The 22,181-nt window shown below is 66.9% G+C and carries 20 protein-coding genes and 1 pseudogene; 6 read left to right on the top strand and 15 right to left on the bottom strand.

Annotated elements, in window-relative coordinates; translation table 11 throughout:
* Positions 1-21: 21 nt before the first annotated feature.
* From ACQ3DC_RS02950 to ACQ3DC_RS02980, 7 genes are all read right to left on the bottom strand, one after another.
* Complete coding sequence (locus tag ACQ3DC_RS02950) at positions 22-1,170, bottom strand: ABC transporter substrate-binding protein (RefSeq protein ID WP_430751666.1); 1,149 nt, start codon at positions 1,168-1,170, stop codon at positions 22-24.
* A 130-nt stretch (positions 1,171-1,300) separates the two neighbouring features.
* Complete coding sequence (locus ACQ3DC_RS02955) at positions 1,301-2,467, bottom strand: RtcB family protein (RefSeq protein ID WP_430751482.1); 1,167 nt, start codon at positions 2,465-2,467, stop codon at positions 1,301-1,303.
* Between the two features lie 111 nt (positions 2,468-2,578).
* Positions 2,579-3,994 (bottom strand): sulfate adenylyltransferase subunit 1, encoded by a 1,416-nt coding sequence (locus ACQ3DC_RS02960; protein ID WP_157241523.1) that lies wholly within the window; start codon positions 3,992-3,994, stop codon positions 2,579-2,581.
* Positions 3,995-4,942, bottom strand: a complete 948-nt coding sequence (gene cysD, locus ACQ3DC_RS02965) for a sulfate adenylyltransferase subunit CysD (protein WP_104998738.1) — start codon at positions 4,940-4,942, stop codon at positions 3,995-3,997.
* A complete protein-coding gene (locus tag ACQ3DC_RS02970; protein ID WP_430751483.1) occupies positions 4,939-5,667 on the bottom strand; it encodes a phosphoadenylyl-sulfate reductase in 729 nt (242 codons plus the stop codon). Before ACQ3DC_RS02970 ends, cysD begins: the two co-directional genes overlap by 4 nt.
* Positions 5,667-7,412, bottom strand: a complete 1,746-nt coding sequence (locus tag ACQ3DC_RS02975) for a nitrite/sulfite reductase (RefSeq protein WP_323056933.1) — start codon at positions 7,410-7,412, stop codon at positions 5,667-5,669. Before ACQ3DC_RS02975 ends, ACQ3DC_RS02970 begins: the two co-directional genes overlap by 1 nt.
* Before the next feature lie 54 nt (positions 7,413-7,466).
* Entirely contained in the window at positions 7,467-8,336 is an 870-nt protein-coding gene (locus ACQ3DC_RS02980) for a sirohydrochlorin chelatase (protein WP_321214163.1), read from the bottom strand.
* 60 nt (positions 8,337-8,396) lie between these two features.
* Here ACQ3DC_RS02980 and ACQ3DC_RS02985 point away from each other — a divergent pair, with 60 nt between their 5' ends.
* The gene (locus tag ACQ3DC_RS02985) at positions 8,397-9,065 is read left to right on the top strand and encodes a trimeric intracellular cation channel family protein (RefSeq protein WP_321214164.1); all 669 of its coding nucleotides are present in this window, start codon (positions 8,397-8,399) and stop codon (positions 9,063-9,065) included.
* Positions 9,066-9,078: 13 nt separating this feature from the next.
* Complete coding sequence (locus ACQ3DC_RS02990; protein ID WP_157241517.1) at positions 9,079-9,504, top strand: SMI1/KNR4 family protein; 426 nt, start codon at positions 9,079-9,081, stop codon at positions 9,502-9,504.
* A gap of 123 nt (positions 9,505-9,627) precedes the next feature.
* Here the strand turns inward: ACQ3DC_RS02990 and ACQ3DC_RS02995 are convergent, their stop codons facing one another.
* The 6 genes and pseudogenes from ACQ3DC_RS02995 to ACQ3DC_RS03020 all read right to left on the bottom strand — a co-directional run bounded on the left by ACQ3DC_RS02995 (position 9,628) and on the right by ACQ3DC_RS03020 (position 14,993).
* Positions 9,628-10,089 (bottom strand): endonuclease domain-containing protein, encoded by a 462-nt coding sequence (locus tag ACQ3DC_RS02995; protein WP_430751667.1) that lies wholly within the window; start codon positions 10,087-10,089, stop codon positions 9,628-9,630.
* A gap of 315 nt (positions 10,090-10,404) precedes the next feature.
* Positions 10,405-10,494: pseudogene (locus ACQ3DC_RS03000) on the bottom strand (hypothetical protein); the annotation flags it as partial.
* Positions 10,495-10,932: 438 nt separating this feature from the next.
* Positions 10,933-12,033, bottom strand: a complete 1,101-nt coding sequence (locus tag ACQ3DC_RS03005) for a polyprenyl synthetase family protein (protein WP_321214165.1) — start codon at positions 12,031-12,033, stop codon at positions 10,933-10,935.
* Positions 12,030-13,370 (bottom strand): geranylgeranyl reductase family protein, encoded by a 1,341-nt coding sequence (locus tag ACQ3DC_RS03010; RefSeq protein WP_321214166.1) that lies wholly within the window; start codon positions 13,368-13,370, stop codon positions 12,030-12,032. Before ACQ3DC_RS03010 ends, ACQ3DC_RS03005 begins: the two co-directional genes overlap by 4 nt.
* A gap of 3 nt (positions 13,371-13,373) precedes the next feature.
* The gene (locus tag ACQ3DC_RS03015; protein WP_323056930.1) at positions 13,374-14,150 is read right to left on the bottom strand and encodes a demethylmenaquinone methyltransferase; all 777 of its coding nucleotides are present in this window, start codon (positions 14,148-14,150) and stop codon (positions 13,374-13,376) included.
* 51 nt (positions 14,151-14,201) lie between these two features.
* Positions 14,202-14,993, bottom strand: a complete 792-nt coding sequence (locus tag ACQ3DC_RS03020; RefSeq protein ID WP_430751484.1) for an alpha/beta fold hydrolase — start codon at positions 14,991-14,993, stop codon at positions 14,202-14,204.
* A gap of 89 nt (positions 14,994-15,082) precedes the next feature.
* Here ACQ3DC_RS03020 and ACQ3DC_RS03025 point away from each other — a divergent pair, with 89 nt between their 5' ends.
* The 4 genes from ACQ3DC_RS03025 (at position 15,083) to ACQ3DC_RS03040 (ending at position 19,236) form a co-directional block, all read left to right on the top strand.
* Positions 15,083-16,492 carry an isochorismate synthase gene (locus ACQ3DC_RS03025; RefSeq protein ID WP_157241514.1) on the top strand — a complete coding sequence of 470 codons (1,410 nt, stop codon included), beginning with the start codon at positions 15,083-15,085 and terminating at the stop codon, positions 16,490-16,492.
* A gap of 180 nt (positions 16,493-16,672) precedes the next feature.
* On the top strand, positions 16,673-17,476 hold the full coding sequence (locus tag ACQ3DC_RS03030) for an ABC transporter substrate-binding protein (protein ID WP_157241513.1): 804 nt from the start codon (positions 16,673-16,675) through the stop codon (positions 17,474-17,476).
* Between the two features lie 152 nt (positions 17,477-17,628).
* Positions 17,629-18,420, top strand: coding sequence for an amino acid ABC transporter permease (locus ACQ3DC_RS03035; RefSeq protein ID WP_157241512.1), 792 nt, complete (start codon positions 17,629-17,631; stop codon positions 18,418-18,420).
* A 12-nt stretch (positions 18,421-18,432) separates the two neighbouring features.
* Positions 18,433-19,236: an amino acid ABC transporter ATP-binding protein gene (locus ACQ3DC_RS03040; protein ID WP_157241511.1), complete on the top strand. Its 804-nt coding sequence runs from the start codon at positions 18,433-18,435 to the stop codon at positions 19,234-19,236.
* 28 nt (positions 19,237-19,264) lie between these two features.
* Here the strand turns inward: ACQ3DC_RS03040 and ACQ3DC_RS03045 are convergent, their stop codons facing one another.
* Complete coding sequence (locus tag ACQ3DC_RS03045; protein ID WP_430751485.1) at positions 19,265-20,260, bottom strand: hypothetical protein; 996 nt, start codon at positions 20,258-20,260, stop codon at positions 19,265-19,267.
* Between the two features lie 146 nt (positions 20,261-20,406).
* Positions 20,407-22,161: a 2-succinyl-5-enolpyruvyl-6-hydroxy-3-cyclohexene-1-carboxylic-acid synthase gene (menD, locus tag ACQ3DC_RS03050; RefSeq protein WP_430751486.1), complete on the bottom strand. Its 1,755-nt coding sequence runs from the start codon at positions 22,159-22,161 to the stop codon at positions 20,407-20,409.
* Positions 22,162-22,181: the final 20 nt, after the last annotated feature.

Below are 22,181 nucleotides of genomic sequence, written 5' to 3' on the forward strand. Positions count from 1 at the left end.
TCCTTAAGTAGGTGGGTGGGATCAGTCCTGGCCGAGGCCGGCTGATGAAATCTTGCTGCTGCCTTGGCCGGCGGGGCCTTCGCCCGCCACGTCGTTGAGCGGGCGGAGGTCGAAGAGCCCGTTGATCTCGGCCTGCTTGGTGGTGCCGGCCTCGACGCCGTCGCGCAGCAGCCGCGGGTAGCTTCCGGCCAGCGGGTCCAGCGTGTAGGTGATGTTGGCCAGGGACCGGGCCAGGACGTCCTCGGCAAGGGCCGCGCCGGCGGATTCCTGCAGTGCCGAGTTGATGACGGAAGCTTTTTCCGCGGCGGGGGCCTCGTTCAGCCAGGCCACCGACTTCGCATGGCCGGCCAGCAGTGCCTTGACGGTGTCCGGATGGTCCGCGGCGAACTTCTGGTTCACGATCAGCACCGTTGTGGGAAACTCGCCCGGCTTCCCGGTGCCGCTGCCGTCCCACAGGTCCTTTTCGTCCACCAGCACCTTGGCTCCGGCCTGGAGCACCAGGCGTGACGCCCACGGCTCAGGCAACCACGCGCCGTCGAGCTTTCCGTCCTGGAACAGCTTCAGCGTTTGCGCGTTTTCCGTGGGGTTGATGGCGACGTCGCCGCTGCCGTCCACGTTGGTCTTGTAGCCCTGGGAGGCCAGCCAGGCGCGGAGGGCAACGTCCTGCGTGCCGCCCAACTGCGGGGAGGCAAGGGTCTTACCCTGGAGGTCGGCGGCCGATTTGATCTCCGGCTTGACCACCAGCTGGGCGCCGCCCGCGGCAGCACCGGCAATGATCCTGACGGACTCGCCCCGGCTCTTGACGTACGAGTTGATGGCCGGGTTCGGGCCGATGTAGGCGGCGTCGATGGCGCCGGCGTTCAGGGCCTCGATGGCTGCCGGCCCGGCGTTGAAGGTTTCGGTGCTGAGCGACGTGCTGCCCAGGGCTTCGGCGAGGAACCCCTCCTTGATGCCAACCAGTGCCGGGGCATGGGTGACATTGCCGAAGTACCCGAGCTTCAGCTCGGCGGCTGGCGTGGGCTCAGCGGCCTGCGCCTCCGTGTTCCGCGAAACGGTGGACGCCACCACGGCCCCGACGGCGATCAGCAGGACCAGTCCGATGGCAAGGGCGGCCTCGACGGCACGCTTGCGCTTGGGTGCTGCGCTTTCGCCTGCCACGATGCGGATCATCCCGGGCTTGGAACTAGTCATTGTTTCACCATAGGGAGAGTCATATTCCCGTTCAATGAAGCCTAAACGGGGGGTCACGCACGTTCATCTAGCGTCACATTCGGCCGCCCTGCCACCGGACTTCCGCGATTCAGTTGCCCTTCACATTGACCAGCTGTCGCAGCTTGTGCCGCACCGACACCAGGTCCGCGGCGTCGTGCATCACCTGGTCAATGGGCTTGTAGGCTGCCGGAATCTCGTCGATGAAGGCCTCCGACGCCCGGAACTCAATCCCCCGCATGGCCTTCTTCAGCTCCTCCAGGGAGAACGCCTTGCGGGCGGCGTTGCGGGAGTACTCACGGCCGGCCCCGTGGGGCGAGGAGTTCAGCGACGCGGGGTTGCCGCGGCCTTCCACTACGTACGACGCCGTCCCCATAGACCCGGGAATGAGTCCAGGATCGCCGGGCCCGGCTTTGATGGCGCCCTTGCGGGACACCCACACCGACTTGCCGTAGTGCGTCTCCTGCTGGGTGAAGTTGTGGTGGCAGTTGATCCGTTCCAGCTCGCGCACCCGGCCGCGCACCCAGTGGCCGAACCGGGTGGTAACGCGGTCCATCATCTCCTCGCGGTTCAGCAGCGCGAAGTGCTGGGCCCAGCGCAGCTCCGCGATGTACCTCTCGAACTCGGGCGTGCCCTCCTCGAGGTAGGCCAGGTCCCGGTCAGGGAGGTGGACCCTGCTTTTCGTCACCACGCGCTGCGCGACGCCGATGTGGTGCTGGGCGATCTTGTTGCCGACGCCGCGCGAGCCGGAGTGCAGGAAGAGCCAGACCGCGTCGGCTTCGTCTGCGCAGACCTCGATGAAGTGGTTGCCCGAGCCCAGGGAGCCCAACTGCAGTTCCCATTTTTCGACATACTGGCCCGGATTGAAGCCGGCTTTCGCGGCCAGCCTCTTCAGCTCCGCGATCCGGGGTTCCGCCGTGGGGAGCACTGTCCGGTTGTTGTGACCGGCCGAAAGCGGGATGGCGCGTTCAATGTCCTCGCGCAGCGTCTTGCGGTTCTTGGGAAGGTCCTTAAGCGCGTACTGGGTCCGGACCGCGATCATGCCGCAGCCGATGTCCACCCCCACCGCCGCCGGGATGATGGCGCCGAGCGTGGGGATGACGGAGCCCACGGTGGCGCCCAGGCCCAGGTGCGCGTCCGGCATCAGGGCCAGGTGGGGATAGATGAAGGGCAGCTGTGAGGTCATCACGGCCTGCTCGCGGGTCTTTTCATCCAGGATCGAAGCCCAGTTCAGAAGCTTCGGGTTGATGGTCTCCATGCTCCGCCTCCTTCCAACAACCATACGAGACGACAAAACCGCGGCTTGTTCGCGAATCAGGACCTTGAAGGTCCGGATCTGCGAACAAGCCGCGGCTTCGAAAGGGAGTCCCTAGATGCTGTAGCGCTCGTCCTCGTGGTCGCCCGGGTGGTCCTTGACCAGGCCGGCGGCGAGGGTGTTGCCGTCCAGCGGGTCGATCACCAGGAACGCGCCGGTGCGGCGGTGGTGCAGGTAGTTCTCCAGCGGCAGCGGCGCGGCGAGCCGGAGCTGCGCGTTGCCGATGTCGTTCAGTTCCAGGGTGGACGCCGGTTCCAGCTTGAACGATGCCAGGTCCAGCTTGCCTCCAACGTTGCGGACCAGCGCCTGGACAGTGCGGGTGCCGTGCTTGACCAGCACCTTCTGGCCCTCGCGCAAGGGCTTCGGGGACAGCCAGCACAGTGACGCGTACAGGTCTGCGGAGGCCTCGCGGACGGTGCCGGCTGCAGCGATGGTGTCGCCGCGGGCGACGTCGAATTCCTCGGCCAGGCGGATGGCCACGGACTGCGGGGCGGCGGCTTCCTCCAGCGAGGCGCCGGCGAAGTCGATGCCCACCACCGTTGTGGTGCGCGGGTCCTGGCCGGGGGTCAGGACCGAGACCTTGTCCCCCACCTTGACCGAGCCTTCGGTGATCTGGCCGGCGTACGCGCGGTAGTCGCGGTAGTCCTCCACGTCCAGCCCGGCGGCAACGGCGTCCGGTGCCAGGGCGCCCTGCGGCCGGATGACCAGCTGCACCGGGAAGCGGAAGCTTTCCAGGTGGCTTTCCAGTTCGTCGGCGGCCGGCAGGGTCTCAAGGACCTCAAGCAGGGCGGGGCCGGTGTACCAGGGGGTCCGCTCGGAGCGGTCCACCACGTTGTCGCCGTCGAGGGCGGACACGGGGATGACCAGCAGGTCGGTGATTCCATCGGAACCCAGGCCCAGCTCGCGGCCCACCTGCTGCACGTCGGCTTCGATCCCGCGGAACACGGATTCGCTGAAGTCCACCAGGTCGATCTTGTTCACGGCCACGATCACGTGCGCCACGCGCAGCAGCTGCAGCACGGACAGGTGCCGGCGGGTCTGCTCCAGCACGCCCTTGCGGGCGTCGATGAGGACGACGACGGCATCCGCAGTGGACGCGCCGGTCACCGTGTTCTTGGTGTACTGGACGTGCCCGGGGCAGTCGGCCAGGATGAAGCTGCGGCGGTCGGTGGCGAAGTAGCGGTAGGCCACGTCGATGGTGATGCCCTGCTCGCGCTCGGCACGCAGGCCGTCCGTCAGCAGCGCCAGGTCGATCCCGCCGGCAGCCCCGCCGAAGCCGCGGTCCGCGGAGGTGCGGGCAACGGCGTCGAGGGTGTCAGCCAGGATGGCCTTGGAATCGTGAAGGAGGCGGCCCACCAAAGTGGACTTGCCGTCGTCGACCGATCCCGCGGTGGCGAAGCGGAAGAGCGTTGTGGGCAGGGCAGCTTCGAGGTCGCCGGCCGCGCCGGACAAAACTGTGTCGGTGCTCATTTAGAAATACCCGTCCTTCTTGCGGTCTTCCATGGCGGCCTCGGAGATGCGGTCATCTGCACGGGTGGCGCCACGTTCGGTCAGGGTGGAGGCAGCGACTTCAACCACGACGTCGGACACGGTGTACGCGTCCGATTCGACGGCGCCGGTGCAGGACATGTCCCCCACGGTGCGGTAGCGGACGGTCTTGGTGATGACTTCCTCGTGCGGCAGCGGCTGGGACACTTCGCCCACCGCGCGCCACATGCCGTCGCGGGCGAAGACTTCGCGCTCGTGGGCGTAGTACAGGCCGGGCAGCTCGATGTTCTCGCGCTCGATGTAGCGCCAGATGTCCAGCTCGGTCCAGTTGCTGATGGGGAACGCGCGGACGTGCTGGCCCACAGTGTGGCGGCCGTTGTAGAGGTTCCACAGCTCGGGCCGCTGGTTGCGCGGGTCCCACTGGCCGAACTCGTCGCGGAGGCTCAGGATGCGCTCCTTGGCGCGGGCCTTATCCTCGTCGCGGCGGCCGCCGCCGAAGACGGCGTCGAACTTGTTCCGCTGGATCGCGTCCAGCAGCGGGACGGTCTGCAGCGGGTTGCGGGTGCCGTCGGCACGCTCGGCGAGCTCGCCGCGGTCAATGAACTCCTGGACGGAGCCGACGACGAGCTTCAGGCCGAGGCGTTCAACGGTGCGGTCACGGAAGTCGATGACCTCGGGGAAGTTGTGGCCGGTGTCCACGTGCAGCACGGGGAAGGGGACCTTGCCCGGCCAGAAGGCCTTGGTGGCCAGGTGCAGCATCACCACGGAGTCCTTGCCGCCGGAGAACAGCAGCGCGGGCTTCTCGAACTCGGCGACAACCTCGCGGATGATGTGGATGGCCTCGGATTCGAGGGTGTCCAGGCTGCTCAGTCGGGTTGAGACGGCGGAGTCGGTCACCTGGGTAGTCTCCTCGGTTAGGAAAGTGCTCATACGTGTAGCCCGCATTCTGTCTTGTCGGTACCTGCCCAGCGGCCGGCGCGGGGGTCGTCGCCGGGCGCCACCTTGCGGGTGCAGGGCTGGCAGCCAATGGAGGGGTAACCCTGGGATAGCAGCGGGTTGACGGGCAGGAGGTTGTCGTCGGAGTACTGGACCAGCTGGTCGAATGTCCATGCGGCCACCGGGTTGACCTTGACCAGGCCGTTCTTGTCGTCCCAGCTGACCAGCGGAGTGTTGGTGCGGGTGGGCGCCTCGTCGCGGCGGACACCGGTGAACCAGAGTTCGTAGCCGGCCAGGGTGCGCTGCAGCGGGGCCACCTTGCGGAGGGCGCAGCACTGGGCGGCGTCGCGGGCGAAGAGGTCCTTGCCCAGGAGGCGGTCCTGCTGTTCCACGGTGTTCTCCGGAAGCACGTCCACCACGTTGACGCGGAGGTTAGCGGCCACCTCGTCGCGCGTGGCATAGGTTTCCGGGAAGTGGTAGCCGGTCTCCAGGAACAGGACGTCGACGCCGGGCATCTGGTCAGCGACGAGGGCCGGCAGGACGGCGTCGGCCATGGAGCAGGCGACGGCGACGGCCGGCAGTTCGAAGTTGCGCTCCACCCAGGCGATGACATCGCGGGCGGGGGCGTCCCAGCCGAGCTCGGCCGCGCCGGCTTCGGCCAGGGCCTTGAGCTCTTCCACAGGACGCTTGGCAGGTGCGGGTGCGAGATGTTTTGCCATTACTGGAGTGCCTCCTCGTCTGCTGCGTGGGCCCATTCGGCGAAGGTCTGGCCTTCGGCCCGCTGGGCTACGAAGGTGCGGACTACGCGCTCCACGTAGTCCGGGAGATCGTCCACGTAGACCTTGAGCCCGCGGACGGTGCGGCCCAGGCCTGCTTCCTCGCGGTCGTTGGAAGCCAGCCCGCCGCCCAGGTGGACCTGGAAACCCGGGGAGGGGTCGCCGTCGGGCGTGGGAAGCATCATGCCCTTGAGGCCGATGTCCGCCGTCTGGATGCGGGCGCAGGAGTTGGGGCAGCCGTTGATGTGCAGGGACAGTGCGTGCGGCAGCTCGCCGGATTCTGCGAGGTCGGCCAGGCGGCGCTCCAGCTCGGCAACTGCGGTGGCTGCCGTGTGCTTGGTTTCCACGATGGCCAGCTTGCAGTACTCGATGCCGGTGCAGGCGATGGTGCCGCGGCGGAACACGGACGGGCGGGCGGAGAGGCCCAGCGCATCCAGTTCAGCCACCAGGGGCTCAACCTGTTCCTTCTCGACGTCCAGGACCACGAGCTTCTGGTGCGGGGTGGTGCGCAGCCGGTAGGAGCCGCGGGCCTCGAGGGTGTCCGCCAGCTTGACCAGCGCGGCGCCGGACAGGCGGCCGGCCAGCGGGGTGGCACCAATGAAGAACTTGCCGTCCTTCTGCTCATGCACGCCGACGTGGTCACCGGGCGTGGTGGGCTTGGGCGCGGCGGGGCCGTCGGCCAGCTTGTAGCCGAGGTATTCGTCCTCGAGGATCTGGCGGAATTTCTCCGGACCCCAGTCGGCCATCAGGAACTTCAGGCGGGCCTTGGTGCGCATGCGCCGGTAGCCGTAGTCGCGGAAGATGCTGGTAACGCCGAGCCACACGTCGGCAGCCTGCTCCGGCGTCACGAAGGCACCGAGGCGCTTGCCGAGCATCGGGTTGGTGGACAGCGCGCCGCCGGCCCAGAGGTCGTAGCCGATGCCAAGTTCCGGGTGGCGGACACCCACCAGGGCGAAGTCGTTGATCTCGTGGACCACGTCCTGGCTGGGGTGGCCGGTGATGGCGGTCTTGTACTTGCGCGGCAGGTTGGACAGCAGCGGGTTGCCGATGAACCGCTCCCCCAGCTCCGCGATCAGCGGCGTGGGGTCGATGATCTCGTCCTTGGCGATGCCGGCCACGGGCGAACCAAGGATCACGCGGGGAACGTCGCCGCAGGCCTCGGTGGTGGACAGGCCAACACCTTCCAGGCGGGTCCAGATCTCGGGGATGTCCTCCACGCGGATCCAGTGCAGCTGGATGTTCTGGCGGTCCGTGAGGTCAGCGGAGTCACGCGCGAAGTCCACGGAGATCTGGCCGATGACGCGCAGCTGCTCGGTGGTGAGCGCCCCGCCGTCGATCCGAACCCGGAGCATGAAGTACTTGTCCTCGAGCTCGTGCGGCTCAAGGGTTGCGGTCTTGCCGCCGTCGATCCCGGGCTTGCGCTGGGTGTACAGGCCCCACCAGCGGAACCGGCCGTGCAGGTCCTGGCCGGGGATGGCGTCGAAGCCCTCTTTGGAATAGATGGTCTCGATACGCTCGCGCACGTTGAGGCCGTCGTCTTCCTGTTTCCAGGTTTCGTTGGCGTTCAGGGGCGTTTTGCCGTCCACTTTCCACTGCCCGTGCGGCTTCGCGGCGGGGCGGTTGGTGCGCGCGGGGCGCTTGGCGGCAGCGGAGTCCGCGGACGCTCCGGCTAGAGCTGTATCAGTCATGCATCGACTGTAGGTCCCGCCCGAAGTGCGTCACAAAGGCCCGGAAACGCTAAGTCACCTAGGGAAATATTTCGTCACGAAACGCCGGACAGCCTTGAAGAAGCCACCCTCCTGTGTTTCGGGCTCCGGTTCTGCGGGGGCTTCCTGGGGCTCGGGGGCCGGGGCGGCGGCCGGCGCCTGGGCCGCGGTTTCGCGGGCCTTTGCGACGGCGGCGTCGTACCGTTCCAGCGCGATCTCGGCCAGCACGGGGGACGGCAGCAGGGGTTCCGTCACAAGGTCGGCCCCGGCCTTGGCGAGCTGGTCGTGGAAGAAGCCCGGCGCCAGGAGGTAGGAGGCAATCACCACGCGCCCGCCGACGTCGACAGCCCCCGCGGACTCACCCGCCCCGGCACCGCCTTCCAGTTCCTCGCGGAGCATCGCAACGGCGTCGGGCACGGACGGCTTGGCCGAGGCACCATAGGCCGCCACCATCCGGTTGGACCGCAGTTCGCGGAGCTGGCCCAGCAGGTCTTCGACGCTGACCGCGGCGTTGGGGTTGGAGGAGCCCGCGGCGGCGAGCACGATCACGTCGTTGTCCGTGACACCGGCCTCCCGCAGCCGCTGGTCCAGCAGCGCGGCCAGGCGCGGATCCGGCCCCAGCGGCGCGGCAGCAGCACTGCCCGGCCGGCTCTTCACGGCCCGGGCGATGTCCACCTTGACGTGGTAGCCAACGCTGAGCAGCAGCGGAACCACGACAGCGGGTTCACCCTCGGGCAGGCCGGCCACCACATCCACCAGGTCCGGCTGCTGGACATCCACATAGGCTTCCCGGACATCGAGGCCCGGGCGGAGGGCGGCGATGGCGGCGCGCAGGGCGTTGACCTCCGCGGCTCCCTGTGTGTTGGACGTCCCATGGGCGCAGGCGATCATGATGGGGCTGTTCATAGGGGCTAGCGTAACGTTGGAGCCGCCCTGTCCGCCCTCTTTAAACCGCCGGGACGCTCCATGACATTCCCTTTTGACATCGCCCTGGTATGGCTGGACCTGGCCGGCATCTTCTTCTTCGCCGTGTCCGGATCGCTGCTGGCGGCCCGGAAGCAGTTCGACATCGTGGGCTCGCTCCTGCTGGCCTCGCTGGTGTCCCTCGGCGGGGGCGTGATCAGGGACATCATCCTCGCCGTCATCCCGGCCGCGTTCACCAACCCCGCATACCTCGTCCCGCCGGTGCTGGCCACGGTCCTGGTGTACTTCCTGTTCCCCGCGTTCCAGCGCTTCACGTCCCTGCTGGTGCTGTTCGACGCCGGCGGGCTGGCCCTCTTCTGCATCACCGGCACACTGAAGGCGCTGTCCTTTGGTGTGAACCCCCCGGCCGCGGTCCTGCTGGGGGTCACAACGGCGGTGGGCGGCGGGCTGCTCCGGGACATCACGGCCAACGAGGTGCCACAGCTGTTCAACCCCGCGGACCTGTACGCGGTGCCCGCGTTTTGCGGGGCCGCGCTGACCGGAGTGCTCTGGGTGACCGGAACCTTCAATGCGCTCACCGCATGCGCCGTTGCCGCCGTCGTATTTGCCTTCCGGGTGGCAAGCTGGCGGCGGTCCTGGCGCATCCCCCTGGCCGTCCACGGCTGGCACCGGGCTGAGGCCGACAGCGGCGAATCGCGGGGCCGCGATTAGCTAGGATTGAACCATGACTGACATGTTCCTCGAGAAATTCCGTGCGCTGGTTCCAAAGTATCTCGAGGACGAATGGCAGGCAGAGGACGGGCTGACTCCGGAGGAGCTGGACAAGGCCCTGGCCGACCACCAATTCCAGATTCCCCTGGTGCTCCGCGAGTTCTACCTGGCCGTTGGCGGCTGCGAGGACCTGATGGAGGCGTACCACTACTTCTGGGATCCGGACGAACTGGAAGTCGACGACGAAGGCTTCCTGATGTTCCTCGAGGACGAGGAAGAGGAGTACACCTGGGGGTTCCGCATGGGAGACCTCAGCGTCCCGGACCCCATCGTGTACCGCCGCAACAACGCCCGCGGCCAGTGGAAGTCCGAGGAAGGCACCTTCTCGGAGTTCGTGTTCGACATGTTCGAGTGGGCCTTCGAGGACGACGAAGACTAGGTTTCCGGCCAAAGCGGGGCACCTTGACACGGACGCGCCGGCCGGAAATGCGTGACTTATAGAGCCGGCACTCTGGCAGATCCCTGAGTTTCCGGGAACGGGCAGCCGTGGCAGGGCCAAAAGTTACGCATTTTCGTCGCCGCCATCGGCAGGACGCGCCGGAAAGACACCTCTGCGCCTCAACTCGAGGACAGACAGGACCTCTGCGACCATCGCCTCCGGCGCGTGGACCACGTCCTCGTAGTAGTAGCGGAGCACCAGGTAACCGCCCAGGATGCTCCGGTTGTTCCGCCGCTGGTCCTTCTTGACCGAACGTGGTTCAAAGTGGGTTGAGCCGTCGGTCTCCACAACAAGGCACTCCTCGATAAGGAAGTCCACCTCCCCCACCCCTGGAATATTCACGTGCCTCCGCACTCTTAGCCCAGCTCTGGCAAAGTGCGTATTGGCAAGCACTTCAAGCAATGAGTCCGCCCTGGGGATCACCAGGTCCAGAAGCTTCCTGGCCTTGCCATTGCGCTTGCCACTACAGCTGGCATAGAGGAACTCGAGAGAGATGTCGCCGCGTCCGGCAGCAGACTGGATCATTATCAGAGCCTCCAGCTCGGGTAGGCAACGCATGCTATGCAGCAGGACGTCTGCCAGGCCCACAACAGGAAGCCAGCCGTGCCTCGGATGTCTGGGCCGCCCATGCTCCACCACTCCCGGGGTGCGCCCCGGATGACTGCGGCAGATGTGCAAGGCCGGGTCACTCTTCAAGGTCCACAACCCGTATACGGGCGCAGCAGACACACACGTCAGAAGCCCTCCCCGATTCATGGCCTGCTGCAGGGGATTTGCTGCCGGAATGGCGTAAACGCCGCGGCTGGACTTCACGATCCGGCCACTGGCCACGGCACCCCTGACGGCTGCCCGTCCAAATCCGGCCTTTTCCAGATGCGATGTCCGGGCCACGCCACCGCGGCGCTGAAGATAGTCGCTGATGTCCACCACGACAGCGTCACCCGAGGCGGCCCGATCCGCGAGGCAAGGGAGGAGCTATGTGGACGAAGACTGAGCGTCACTCAAGGAAGGTGGTCCCGGACGCGTATCTTTTGGCGCCTTTCGGTCATTTACCCACCGGCCGCAATATGGCTTCAACGCCTGTGACAAAAGAGGTAACAACCTACTTGCGCGATGTGACAAAGCTGTCATAGACTATTCACGGATCCGCTAAACGCCTCCGGCGGGTCTGATGCGAACGGAGAGATAGCCTCGGTTCAAAGCAACGTATGACTCGTATCGTTGCGGAGAACCGGGGCTATCCCGTTTAACCCATCGATTGCTCCATACCTGCCGTTATGTGGCGCCAAAACGCCATCTGCACAGCAATCGATGACACGGAAAAGCCCGGCACCGCCTGCGGCAACCGGGCTTCCACGCAGGCACGGGCTAGCTGGCGCGGTCCACCACAGCAAGCGCGAAGTTGGACAGCGAGTCCTTGACCACGCCTTCGGGCAGCGGGGCCAGGGCGGCGATGGCTTCATCGGCCCACCGGCGGGCAACAACCCAGGACTCCGCAGTCACGGGGTGCTCGCGCAGCCCGGCGACGGCCTCGGCAAGCGCCTCATCCGAGGACAGGTCCCCGTCAATGAGCCGGAGAAGCCCGACGGCGGACTGGTCACCGTCCGCGGCCGCCTTGCGCAGGAGCAGCACCGGCAGGGTGGGAACACCTTCGCGCAGGTCGGTGCCCGGGGACTTGCCGGACTTGACCTTGATCCCGGTGACATCGATGACGTCGTCCGCGAGCTGGAAGGCCACACCCACCTTCTCGCCATATTCCACCAGGACGGGCTCGAACGCGGGATCGGCGTTGGCGAAGATGGCGCCGAGCTGGCCGGACGCCGCCACCAGCGAACCGGTCTTGTCAGCAATCACGGAAAGGTAGTGCTCGATCGGATCTTCATCCGGACGCGGCCCCACGGTCTCGTGCAGCTGGCCCAGGCACAGCCGCTCGAATGTGCGGGCCTGGATGCCGAGGGCCCGCGAACCGAGTTCGGACACCAGGATTGAGGCCCGCGCGAAGATCAGGTCGCCGGTGAGCACCGCCACCGAGTTGCCCCAGACCTCGTGGGCCGTGGGCGCGCCGCGGCGGAACGGGGCAGAGTCCATGACGTCGTCGTGGTACAGGGTGGCCAGGTGCGTCAGTTCCACCACGACGGCGGCCTGCACCACGGCGGGAAGGGAAGCGTCGCCGAGGTGAGCGCACAGCAGGGTCAGCAGGGGCCTGATGCGCTTGCCGCCGGCCTCCACCAGGTGCCGCGACGTGGCATCAGCCAGGGGATCAGAGTTGGCGATCGCTTCGCGGAGTTTCTTCTCCACGCGTGCCAGGTTGTTGGTGATGGCCGGGCCCAGCTCGGCGTCTCCGGCAATGGCGGCGAAGCCCGCAGGCAGCTGCAAACCCGTAGCGATGGCGGTGGTGTTGAGGCTGGGTTCGGAGTCCGGCAGGCCGTGCCCGGCGTGCGTCCAGCTGTGGTCTGCGGCGTTGGTCACGGGTTAACCCTAACTTTTTGTAGCGGATACCGCTGATTGGAGTCTGCCGGGGCGGGCTTTGTATTGGATGTGGCCGGAACCAGAGACTCCAGGACGCGGATCACCCGGTCCTCAAAGCCCCTCGCGGATGGGTCCGTGAGGTTGGCCAGGAGCCTGACCACAAAGCGCATCAGAACCGGGATGGGCATGCCGGTGCGCAGCGCGAGCTTCATGACGGCCGGCTTGCCGATCAGCGCGGCGAAGGCCCGGCCCAAGGTGAAGTGGGAGCCCCACTGGTCCCGCACGTAGTCCGCGTACCGCGCAAGGTGCGCGTCGGCGTCGTACGTTCCTCCCGCTGCCAGCGAGCGGGAGGAGGCGTCGACCAGGAACTCGGCGGCGAAGCGGGCGGATTCCATGGCGTAGGAGATGCCCTCGCCGTTGAACGGGGACACCATGCCGCCGGCGTCACCCAGCAGGAGCAGCCCCGGCGAATAGTGCGGGGTGCGGTTGAAGCCCATGGGCAGCGCTGCGCCGCGGATCTCGCCCACCTGGTTTTCCGGTGTGAAGCCCCATTCGGCGGGCATGCCGGCGGTCCATTCGCGCAGGACCTGCTTGTAGTCGAGCTTGCCGAATTCCTTCGAGGAGTTCAGGATGCCCAGGCCCACGTTGGAAGTGCCGTCGCCCACGCCGAACACCCAGCCGTAGCCGGGCAGCAGTTTGCCGTCGCGGCCGGGGAGCTCCAGCCAGCCTTCCATCCAGTCGTCGTCCGTGCGCGGCGAGGTGAAGTAGGTGCGCACGGCGACGCCGAGCGGGCGGTCGTCCCGCTTCTGGATGCCGAGTGAGACGGCGGTGCGGGTGGAGTTGCCGTCCGCTGCGAGGACGACGTCGGCACTGAAGTCGCGCGTCTCCCCCGCCTTGCGTCCGGACTCGTCCAGGAGCGCTGCGCGGACGCCGGTGACCCGGCCGCCGCCGTTGCGCAGTGCTTCGGTGACGCTGTGCCGCTCAAGGATGGTGGCACCGGCGGCCTGGGCGTGCCGGGCCAGTTCCTCGTCAAAGCCAAGCCGGGTGCGGATCAGGCCGTACTGCGGGAAGTCGGACACCTCGGGCCAGGGCAGTTCGATGGTGCGGCCGCCGGCGATCAGGCGCAGGCCCTTGTTCCGGCGCCAGCCTTCTCCCTCGGGGTGGGGCAGGCCCAGCTTCTGGATTTCACGGACGGCGCGGGGGGTGAGGCCGTCGCCGCAGACCTTCTCGCGCGGGAAGCTCGTTTTCTCCAGAACGGTGACGTCGATGCCCGCCTTGGCAAGGTAGTACGCGGCGGTGGAGCCGGCCGGCCCCGCGCCGACAATCAGTACCTTCACAGGTCAGCGGACGATGTTGCGGCGCAGCTTGGCCACCGGGCCCTTGTGCGCGGCGATGGCGGCAGCCGCATTGTCCGGGGCCGGCCCTGCAGGCTTGAACGCGCGGTGGACGGCCACGATCCCGCCGGAAAGGTTGCGGTAGGTGACCTGTTCCCACCCGGATTCCTGCAGCCAGGCGGCCAGGTGGTCCTGGTCCGGCCAGGCGCGGATGGACTCAGCGAGGTAGACGTACGCGTCCGGGTTGGAGGCCACCTTCGTGGCGATGGCCGGCAGGGCGCGCATCAGGTATTCGGTATACATGGTGCGCCAGAGCGGGATCACCGGCTGGGAGAACTCCGCGATGACCAGCTTGCCGCCCGGTTTGGTGACGCGGAGCATCTCCTGCAGCGCCTTCTTCGGCTCGTTGACGTTGCGGAGGCCGAAGGAGATCGTGCTGGCGTCGAACGAGTTGTCGGCGAAAGGCAGGTTGGTGGCATCCCCGGCAACAAAATTGATGTCCGGGCGGCGGCGCTTTCCAACCTTGAGCATTCCCAGGGAGAAGTCGCAGGCCACAACGTCTATTCCAGCATCGGCATACGGCTCGCTGGAGGTGCCGGTACCGGCTGCCAGGTCAAGGACGCGCTGGCCTTTGCTGACGTCCATGGCTTCCACCACAACCTTGCGCCAGCGCCGGGTCTGCCCCAGGGACAGGACATCGTTGACGACGTCGTATTTCGGTGCGACGTCGTCAAACATCGTGGCTACTTCGTCCGGACGCTTATCCAAGGATGCTCGGTTCACCATGCCATTGTCTCAAATGTTCGGGAAGGTCCGGACCAAGGCGGCATGGAGTCAAAGCTTCGCGAGGAATGCCCTGGTATCCGCGGCCACCCGCTCCGGGCATTCCCAGAGGACCACGTGGCCGGTTCCGGCGTACGTTTTCAGGACGGAGCCGGGTATGCGGGCTGCCAGGATTTCCTGCTGGCTGCGGGGCAGAAACCCGTCCTGCTCTCCCCACAGGATCAGCGTGGGCGCGTGGATGGTTCCGGTTTCGGTGGGCGGTGCCGCCAGGCAGAGCCCCGCAAGCACGGACTTCCACACGTGCGCGGGCATTTTCAGCCCATCCGCCACCCGGTCATCGAGGTACCAGCCGGGCACGGCCTGGCCCAGGGGAAACCACAGCAGCGACTGACGCACCCAGTCCTCGTCGAGCGGGTCGGCCAGGGCGTCCACTTCGTCGGCGAACGCGGGCCGGCCTTGAAGGGTCAGCGGCGAACCCACCAGGATCAGGGCATCAACACGTTCAGGCTGCATCACGGCCAGCTGCTGGGCCACGTAGCCCCCGCTTGAGGAGCCCAGGACGGCGGCCGATTCAAGAGCCAGCGCATCGAGGATGGCCGCCACGTCCCGGGCCTGGTCCTCCAGCGAGTAGCCGTTGGCAGGCTTGTCCGCGTCTCCGTGGCCGCGCAGGTCAGGCGCGAGGATCCGGAATCCCTCCAGAAGCGGGGCCAGCCGGTCAAAGCTCCGGCGCGATTCCCCCCAGGCATGGAGCAGCAGCAGGGGCCGCGGCGACGCGTCCCCCTGGATCAGGCACGGCACGTGGATCCCGGTGCTGAGGAACAGCTGGCGGACTTCGGAGTCCATGACTGAAGGGTACGCCCGCCCCCGCCGCCGCGGGTACCTCCAGCAGGCCTCCCGGGCCACCGCACGCTCGGGAGTAGTGTTGTCTCATCATGACGAGCACGTTCCGCACCTTGACAGTCCCCCTGGATGGAAAAGAATTCCCCGGGGGGCTTCCTGCGTTTCTGGTCCGGGACGATGTCCTCTGCTGGACCCGCCGCGAGGCCGGACTGGCAGGATTCGGCGAGATCGCGCGCTTCACGGCAACGGGCCCTGAGCGGTTCCTTGAGGCAGACATCTGGTGGCGCCACCTGGTCCTCGAGGCCGAAGTCATTGATACCGTGGAGCTTCCCGGCACCGGACCGGTGGCTTTCGGATCCTTTGCCTTTTCCAAGACCTCGGCGCACGAATCGCGGCTGATCGTGCCCGAAATCGTGGTGGGCGTGCGCGACGGGCAGGTGTGGCTCACCCAGCTGACGTTCGACGACGGTCTCCTCACGGAGGACGGTGCCCTCGCCGCACTGGACCGCTGGCTTGCCGGCGGTCCCGCAGCTGCCGCGGCCGCACCCGTTGCAGCAGGCACGACGGCGGCAGCGGACCCGGCCGGGGACGGCACCATGGGTGGTGCCCGCGCCAAGGCGGGCGGCGCCGTCGTACGTCCCCTCCCGCTCGCCGCGGCGGCAACCCTGCACACCGGCTCCCTGAGCGAGGAATCCTGGATGGCCGCGGTCGAAGCGGGCGTGGCGGAAATCCGGACGGGCGCACTGGAGAAGCTGGTGCTTGCGCGCGACGTGGTGGCCACTATTCCGTCGGGCGTACATGCGTCGGCGGTGCTGAGGGAGCTCGCCGCGCGGTACCGCGAGTGCTGGACGTACGGGGTAGACGGGCTGGTGGGGGCGACTCCGGAGATGCTGATCCAGGTTGAGGGCCGCACTGCCCAGGCCCGCGTGCTGGCCGGAACTCTGGACCGACGGGATGCGCACGGCGAGGACGGCCTTCCGATGGATTACGCCACCAGGGTGTTGGCAGGATCGGAAAAGCAGCGGCATGAACACGAGATCGCCATCCAATCGCTGACCTCACAGCTGGCACCGTTCTCGGAAGCCATGAACGCGCACGACGAGCCGTTCATCCTGGAACTGCCCAACGTGTGGCACCTGGCGTCCGATGTAAAGGCCGAGCTCGCCGAGATCGAAGGCCATGTGCCTACCTGCCTTGCCCTGATCAACGCCCTGCACCCCACCGCCGCCGTCTGCGGGACCCCCACGGAGGTGGCCGGTGCGCTCATCCGCAAGCTGGAGCACCTGGACCGCGGACCGTACGCCGGGCCGGTGGGCTGGCTTGACGCCGCCGGAAACGGCGAATGGGGCATTGCCCTGCGCGGCGCCGTCATCGAGTCCCCCACTTCGGTGCGGTTGTATGCCGGCTGCGGCATAGTCGACGGCTCGCAGCCGGAGGCCGAGCTTGCCGAAACGTGGGCCAAATTCCGGCCGATGCTGGAATCGCTCGGCATCAGCAGCTGACCCCTCAGTCCCAGGAAGTCCGGGATCGGAGACAAGCTCTTCTCCGACGCGCTTGATTTTCACTGTGCTTTAGTTATCCAATAGTGAAACTAAGTTTCCTGTGATGCACATCTCATAATCGGCGCTACACTATGTACCGATTTAGCACCACATACTCCCCGCAACAAAAGGTAAGAAAACATGCAGCTCAAGTCCCTGGCCACGGCCAAAATGACCGCCAAGGCAGCAGCACTCTTCGCCGTCGGCGCCCTCACCCTCACGGCCTGCGGTGGCGGAAGCTCCACCCCGGCTGCCTCCGCAGGCGGCATCCAGCTCATCAACGCCGGCAAGCTCACGGTCTGCTCGGACATCCCCTACGAGCCGTTCGAGTTCGAGAAGGACGGCCAGACCGTCGGCTTCGACATCGACATCGCCAAGGAGGTTGCCAAGGACCTCGGTGCCGAACTGAGCATCGTGGACAGCTCCTTCGAGGCCATCGAGACCGGTACCGCGCTGACCCAGTGCGACCTGGGGATCTCCTCGATCTCCATCACGGACACCCGCAAGTCCGTGATGGACTTCTCCACCCCGTACCTGGATGACGACCTGGCCCTGGTTGCCAGCGATGACTCCGGCATCAAGGGCCTGGACGACGCCAAGGGCAAGAAGGTGGGCGTCCAGCAGGCCACCACCGGCGCCGACTACGCCCAGGAAAAGGGCATCGACGCCCAGCAGTTCGAGGACACCGGCCTCCTGGTGCAGGCCCTCGAGGCCGGCACCATCGACGCCGCCCTGGGCAACCAGTCCGTCCTGGGCTACGCGATCAAGGACCAGCCCAAGTTCAAGAGCGTTGAGGACTTTGCCACCGGCGAGCAGCTGGGCATCTCCATCAAGAAGGGCAACACCGCCATGGCGGAGAAGGTCAACGGCACGCTCAAGCGCCTGACCGACGACGGCTCCCTGGCAAAGTTCAAGACCACCTGGTTCGGCGAAACCGCCAAGTAACCACGGCACTGTAGTCGCCGCGAAGGCCCCGCCCCGGGTCCTGCACGGCACTGAGGACTACGCCGCCTTGAGAACTCCGCAGTTGGGGCCCCGGACGAGCTGTACCCAGTCCGTCCGGGGCCTCTGCCACGCACTACGAATGTGAGCACCCCATGGCAATGACCGCACGTCAACGAGCCAGAGTAAGCCTGTACGTCCAAGCCGGAATCTTTGTTGTGGCCATCGCCGCGCTGATCCTGGCCACCGACTGGAAGACCATCGGCAACAGCGTCTTCAACTTCGCCAAGATCGGGCCGATGTTCCCGGGCATCTTTGTCACCGGCCTGGTCAACACCCTGATCTATACCGTCCTCGGCTTCATCGTGGGCCTCTCCGGCGGTCTGCTGCTGGCCCTGATGAAGCTCTCCAGTTTCCCCCTCTACCGCTGGATCGCCACCGGCTACATCGAGTTCTTCCGCGGCATCCCCGCGCTGCTGGTCTTCATTGCCTTCGGCTACGGCGTGCCGCTGGCGTTCGGCGTCTCGTGGAACATCACCGTGATCGTGATGGTTTCACTCGGCATGGTGGCCTCGGCGTACATCGCCGAAACCCTCCGCGCCGGCCTGCAGGCGGTGCCGAAGGGCCAGCTGGAAGCCGCCCGGTCGCTGGGCATGCCCCAGTGGCGGGCCATGGTGACCATCGTCATCCCGCAGGCCTTCAAGATTGTCCTGCCGCCGCTGACCAACGAGGTCATCCTGCTCACCAAGGACTCGTCCCTGATCTATGTCCTGGGCCTCACCGCCTCCCAGTACGAACTCACCAAGTTTGGCCGCGACGGCATCTCAAGCCTCGGTGCCGGCCTGACGCCGCTCCTCGTGGCCGGCGCCTTCTACCTGGTGATCACCATCCCCCTGAGCTTCCTGGCCCGGAAGTTCGAAAGCCGCACCGCGCGGAACAATCGATAGGCAGGGAAGACCATGAACGACGTCGTAATTCACTCCCGCAATCACACGGGTCCCGTCCACGCGGCCGGCGTGTCCATCAAGGACCTGCGCAAGTCCTACGGCAGCAACGAAGTCCTCAAGGGCATCAGCCTGGACGTGGCGCCGGGTGAAGTGGTGTGCCTGATCGGCCCGTCCGGCTCCGGCAAGTCCACCCTGCTGCGCTGCGTGAACCTGCTGGAGCAGCCCAATGAGGGCGCCATCCACGTGGGCGGATTCGAAGCCACCGACCCCGACGTGGACATCGACAAAATGCGCCGCAAGGTAGGCATGGTGTTCCAGCAGTTCAACCTGTTCCCGCACCTGGACGCCAAGCGCAACTGCTCCATCGCCCAAACGAAGGTCCTCAAGCGCTCCCAGGCCGAGGCGGACAAGGTGTCCATGCACAACCTTGAGCGCGTGGGCCTGGGACACCTCGCGGACCGTTTCCCGGACCAGCTCTCCGGTGGCCAGCAGCAGCGTGTGGCCATTGCCCGGGCGCTCAGCATGGACCCGGAGCTGATGCTCTTCGACGAGCCCACCTCCGCGCTGGATCCCGAGACCGTGGGCGATGTCCTCTCCGTCATGCGGAACCTCGCCAAGGAGGGCATGACCATGCTGGTGGTGACCCACGAGATGGGCTTCGCCCGCGAGGTGGCGGACCGCGTGGTGTTCATGGACGGCGGCGTTGTGGTGGAGGAAGGCGCGGCCGAGCAGGTCATTGCCGCCCCCACCCAGCCCCGCACCAAGGAGTTCCTGCGCCGCGTCCTCGATCCGACGCACATCGGCCTCGAGGAGTAGCGCGTTTCGCGCCCGAAAAGGACAGCCGCTATCCGGCCCCGGATGGCGGCTGTCCTTTTCGGGCGCGAACACCCGGAATGGTGGCGCGAAGCGGTAGCTTGGGCACCCCCTCCGCGATAAGGAAGGCCGCAAAAGTCTCCGCATCCCGCAGCTCAGCCCAGGTCCACCGGACAACCCTCCGTCCAGTTGCACGGACCCGGTCCTCCCTCCTTTTTTCGGCAATCACCACCTCGGAGACAGTGCGGCCCCGCAGAAACTCCGGTTTCTGGTACTTGATGAGACCATCAAACTCGCCTGCTATTCTTTCCACGCCCCATTCGAAGTCGAGGTAGGCCACAAAGCCTTTCCTGTCCGCCACCCTGCACTGAAGCAAGGGGATGGAAAACCCTCCAAGGAACATGTAGGCGCGACTCAAGGATTCACCCGGTGATCCGGAATTCGGGTCGGCGAAGTCCAGTGCCGTACTGATGCGCCTGGCCGCGGCGGCACTGTATCTTTCGGTTGCCATCGCCTTCAAAGCGTCCCTGTCCAGGGGTGGCAGCCCCGTAACGGCGTCCGGTTTGAGGACGTGGTCGAAGGCAATGACGGCCTGCTCAAACGGCCGCAGAGCGCCTAGGTCCAGAACAGTACGCTCCCTTGAGGTCACCAGGAGCCCTGTACGCTCGCAAATCTCCGAACCACTCACGCTGATGCGGTGGCGGCTGATTCCTGCCTTTGACCGGCCACCGGCCGCATCGTCGGTGCAGGAATGGACCACCTTCTGGGCCCCCAGGAGCGGAATGCGCCAAAGGGCTGCCGCCGATTCCAGGCAAAACACGTTCCGCGTCCTCAATGTGGTGGCTGTGGCCAGGATCAGCAGCGGATACCGGTCCCATGGCTTGAGGGCTTTCCAGACGGGCTCGGCAACGTATACGCCCTGCCTGATCCGGCGCAACTCCCCCGCTGCGCACTTCCGTGCAAGTTCCCGGGAGTCTTTGCCAAGGCGGGCATAATCGCTGCTGAGTATGAGTGCGTTGGTGTCCATCCAGCCATAATTGCGGGGCGTGTACGCCGCCGTAATGCCCGATCACGTGTATGTGGATTAAGGTGGCGCGCCCGATTCGGATGTCCGCTACCCGGTTCCCGGGGGCCGATGTCCGAACGGGTAGCGCAGACCCGATCCGGCCGCCGTCACCGGGCCAGCACTCCCCCGACGGCCGCGGCTACGGCTTCCGTGATCCGCGCGTGCAGGGCGCGCAGGCCGTGCCGGTCCGTGCGGACCTCCACGATGGTGCGGCCTTCGACCGGCCGGGCAAGCGCCTCGGCGAGTCCCGCCGTCGTACCCACCACTGAATGCCCGACGCCGTACGCTGCGGCGAGTGCCGAGAGGTCCACTGTGTGCGGGGTACCGAAGAGGCGCTCGACGGCGTCCCCGTAGGTTCCGGCCTCGCGCACCGCACCATGTTCCAGCAGGTCGAAGATGGCACCGCCGGAGTCGTTCAGGACCACGATCCGGAGCTGCGGCGGTTCCTCCCCGGAACCGAGGAACAGCCCCCCGGCGTCGTGCAGGAAAGTTACATCCCCCAGCAGGACGGTGGTTTCCCGCCGGCCCCCGAGCGCTATGCCGGTAGCCGTGGAGATGGTGCCGTCAATGCCTGACAGCCCGCGGTTGGCATAGACCGTGGCGGCTGGTTCCGGGGCGGGCACCCCGGCCAGGTCCACGTCCCGGATTCCATTGGAAGATCCCAGCAGCAGTTGGCCTCCGCTGTGCTTCCACACCAGCGACCCCACTGACGGGCCGGTGGCGGCGGTGTCGGCGGAAAGTATTCCATCGAGGGCATGTTGGGCTGCGGAGCCGGCCAGAAGCCAGGTATCCAGCCATTCCGGCGTCCCGCGGCCCGCGAATTCCGCCAGGTCTGCAAGGTTTTCCAGCGGCAGTTCGGTGCGGCGGCCGGGCTCGAACCAGGCTACGGGAACCGGCTGGTACAGGGCGGACGGAACCTCTGCACGGGCCAGCAGGGCTGCCACCGGGCGGGACAGGGTGGGGCGGCCGAACAACACCACGCGTTCGACCGGCATCACGGACCCTGGCCCGAAGTGCTCCAGCAGAAGCCGGTACGGCCCCACGGCGTTCGGGCCGAAGCGTGCGTTGGATGACGGCTCCGCCAGCAGCGGCAGGCCGTGGGCGCGGGCGAACGCTTCGGCGACGGGCCCGGCGTCGTGCCCTGCCAGGACCACCGTCCGCCGCTCCGGCAGCCCTGCTGAAGCTGGCGGCAGGTTCATGATGAGGGGCTCGGTGCCGACCCGGTAGCGCTGCCGCCCGGCCGCCGGCGGGAGCGCCTCCCCCGGGGAGGGGACCAGTGGATCGCGGAACGCGAGATTGAGCTGGACGGGGCCCGGCGGGAGTTCCGGGAAGGCGCCGGTGGCGGCTGACAGGCCTGTCCGGATAGCGCGCGCGGGGTCCGATCCCGCGGGCACATCGGCGGCGAAGCGCACCTGGTCGCCGAAGAGGTCCGGCTGGATGGTGGTCTGGTTGGCGCCCGTGCCGCGGAGCTCGTCGGGACGGTCGGCGGACAGCACAACCAGGGGAACCGCGGCGTGGTTGGCCTCCATGACGGCGGGCAGCAGGTTTCCGACGGCGGTCCCGGACGTTGTCAGCACGGCCGCTGGAGAGCCGGTGGACAGCGCCAGGCCCAGCGCAGTGAACCCGGCGGAGCGCTCGTCGATCCGCACCAGCAGTTCCAGGCGGCCTTCAGCTGACGCTTCGGCCAGCGCGTACGCCATGGGGGCCGAGCGGGAACCGGGTGAAACCACCACGTGCTGCACGCCGCCGTCGATCAAAACCCCGACGGCGATCCTCGCCGCCGCGATGGCGCTGAGCGAAGGGGCGGCGTCCGGTGAGCCTGTCTGGGAAGTGCCGGGAGCGGAATCGTTGTGCGAAGTCACCAAACCAGTCTGCCACCCGG

This window comes from Paenarthrobacter sp. NEAU-H11 (genome assembly GCF_050573415.1).
Lineage (GTDB): Bacteria > Actinomycetota > Actinomycetes > Actinomycetales > Micrococcaceae > Arthrobacter.

What these genes read in the sequence shown, in the direction of transcription:
- ACQ3DC_RS02975 (WP_323056933.1), bottom strand. Translation starts at nt 7,412, where the DNA reads ATGACTGATACAGCTCTAGCCGGAGCGTCCGCGGACTCCGCTGCCGCC.
- ACQ3DC_RS03020 (WP_430751484.1), bottom strand. Translation starts at nt 14,993, where the DNA reads ATGGACTCCGAAGTCCGCCAGCTGTTCCTCAGCACCGGGATCCACGTG.
- ACQ3DC_RS02985 (WP_321214164.1), top strand. Translation starts at nt 8,397, where the DNA reads ATGACATTCCCTTTTGACATCGCCCTGGTATGGCTGGACCTGGCCGGC.
- ACQ3DC_RS03040 (WP_157241511.1), top strand. Translation starts at nt 18,433, where the DNA reads ATGAACGACGTCGTAATTCACTCCCGCAATCACACGGGTCCCGTCCAC.
- ACQ3DC_RS02950 (WP_430751666.1), bottom strand. Translation starts at nt 1,170, where the DNA reads ATGATCCGCATCGTGGCAGGCGAAAGCGCAGCACCCAAGCGCAAGCGT.
- ACQ3DC_RS02955 (WP_430751482.1), bottom strand. Translation starts at nt 2,467, where the DNA reads ATGGAGACCATCAACCCGAAGCTTCTGAACTGGGCTTCGATCCTGGAT.
- ACQ3DC_RS03045 (WP_430751485.1), bottom strand. Translation starts at nt 20,260, where the DNA reads ATGGACACCAACGCACTCATACTCAGCAGCGATTATGCCCGCCTTGGC.
- ACQ3DC_RS03035 (WP_157241512.1), top strand. Translation starts at nt 17,629, where the DNA reads ATGGCAATGACCGCACGTCAACGAGCCAGAGTAAGCCTGTACGTCCAA.
- ACQ3DC_RS02990 (WP_157241517.1), top strand. Translation starts at nt 9,079, where the DNA reads ATGACTGACATGTTCCTCGAGAAATTCCGTGCGCTGGTTCCAAAGTAT.
- ACQ3DC_RS02995 (WP_430751667.1), bottom strand. Translation starts at nt 10,089, where the DNA reads ATGATCCAGTCTGCTGCCGGACGCGGCGACATCTCTCTCGAGTTCCTC.
- cysD (WP_104998738.1), bottom strand. Translation starts at nt 4,942, where the DNA reads ATGAGCACTTTCCTAACCGAGGAGACTACCCAGGTGACCGACTCCGCC.
- ACQ3DC_RS03030 (WP_157241513.1), top strand. Translation starts at nt 16,673, where the DNA reads ATGCAGCTCAAGTCCCTGGCCACGGCCAAAATGACCGCCAAGGCAGCA.
- ACQ3DC_RS02980 (WP_321214163.1), bottom strand. Translation starts at nt 8,336, where the DNA reads ATGAACAGCCCCATCATGATCGCCTGCGCCCATGGGACGTCCAACACA.
- ACQ3DC_RS02970 (WP_430751483.1), bottom strand. Translation starts at nt 5,667, where the DNA reads ATGGCAAAACATCTCGCACCCGCACCTGCCAAGCGTCCTGTGGAAGAG.
- ACQ3DC_RS02960 (WP_157241523.1), bottom strand. Translation starts at nt 3,994, where the DNA reads ATGAGCACCGACACAGTTTTGTCCGGCGCGGCCGGCGACCTCGAAGCT.
- ACQ3DC_RS03025 (WP_157241514.1), top strand. Translation starts at nt 15,083, where the DNA reads ATGACGAGCACGTTCCGCACCTTGACAGTCCCCCTGGATGGAAAAGAA.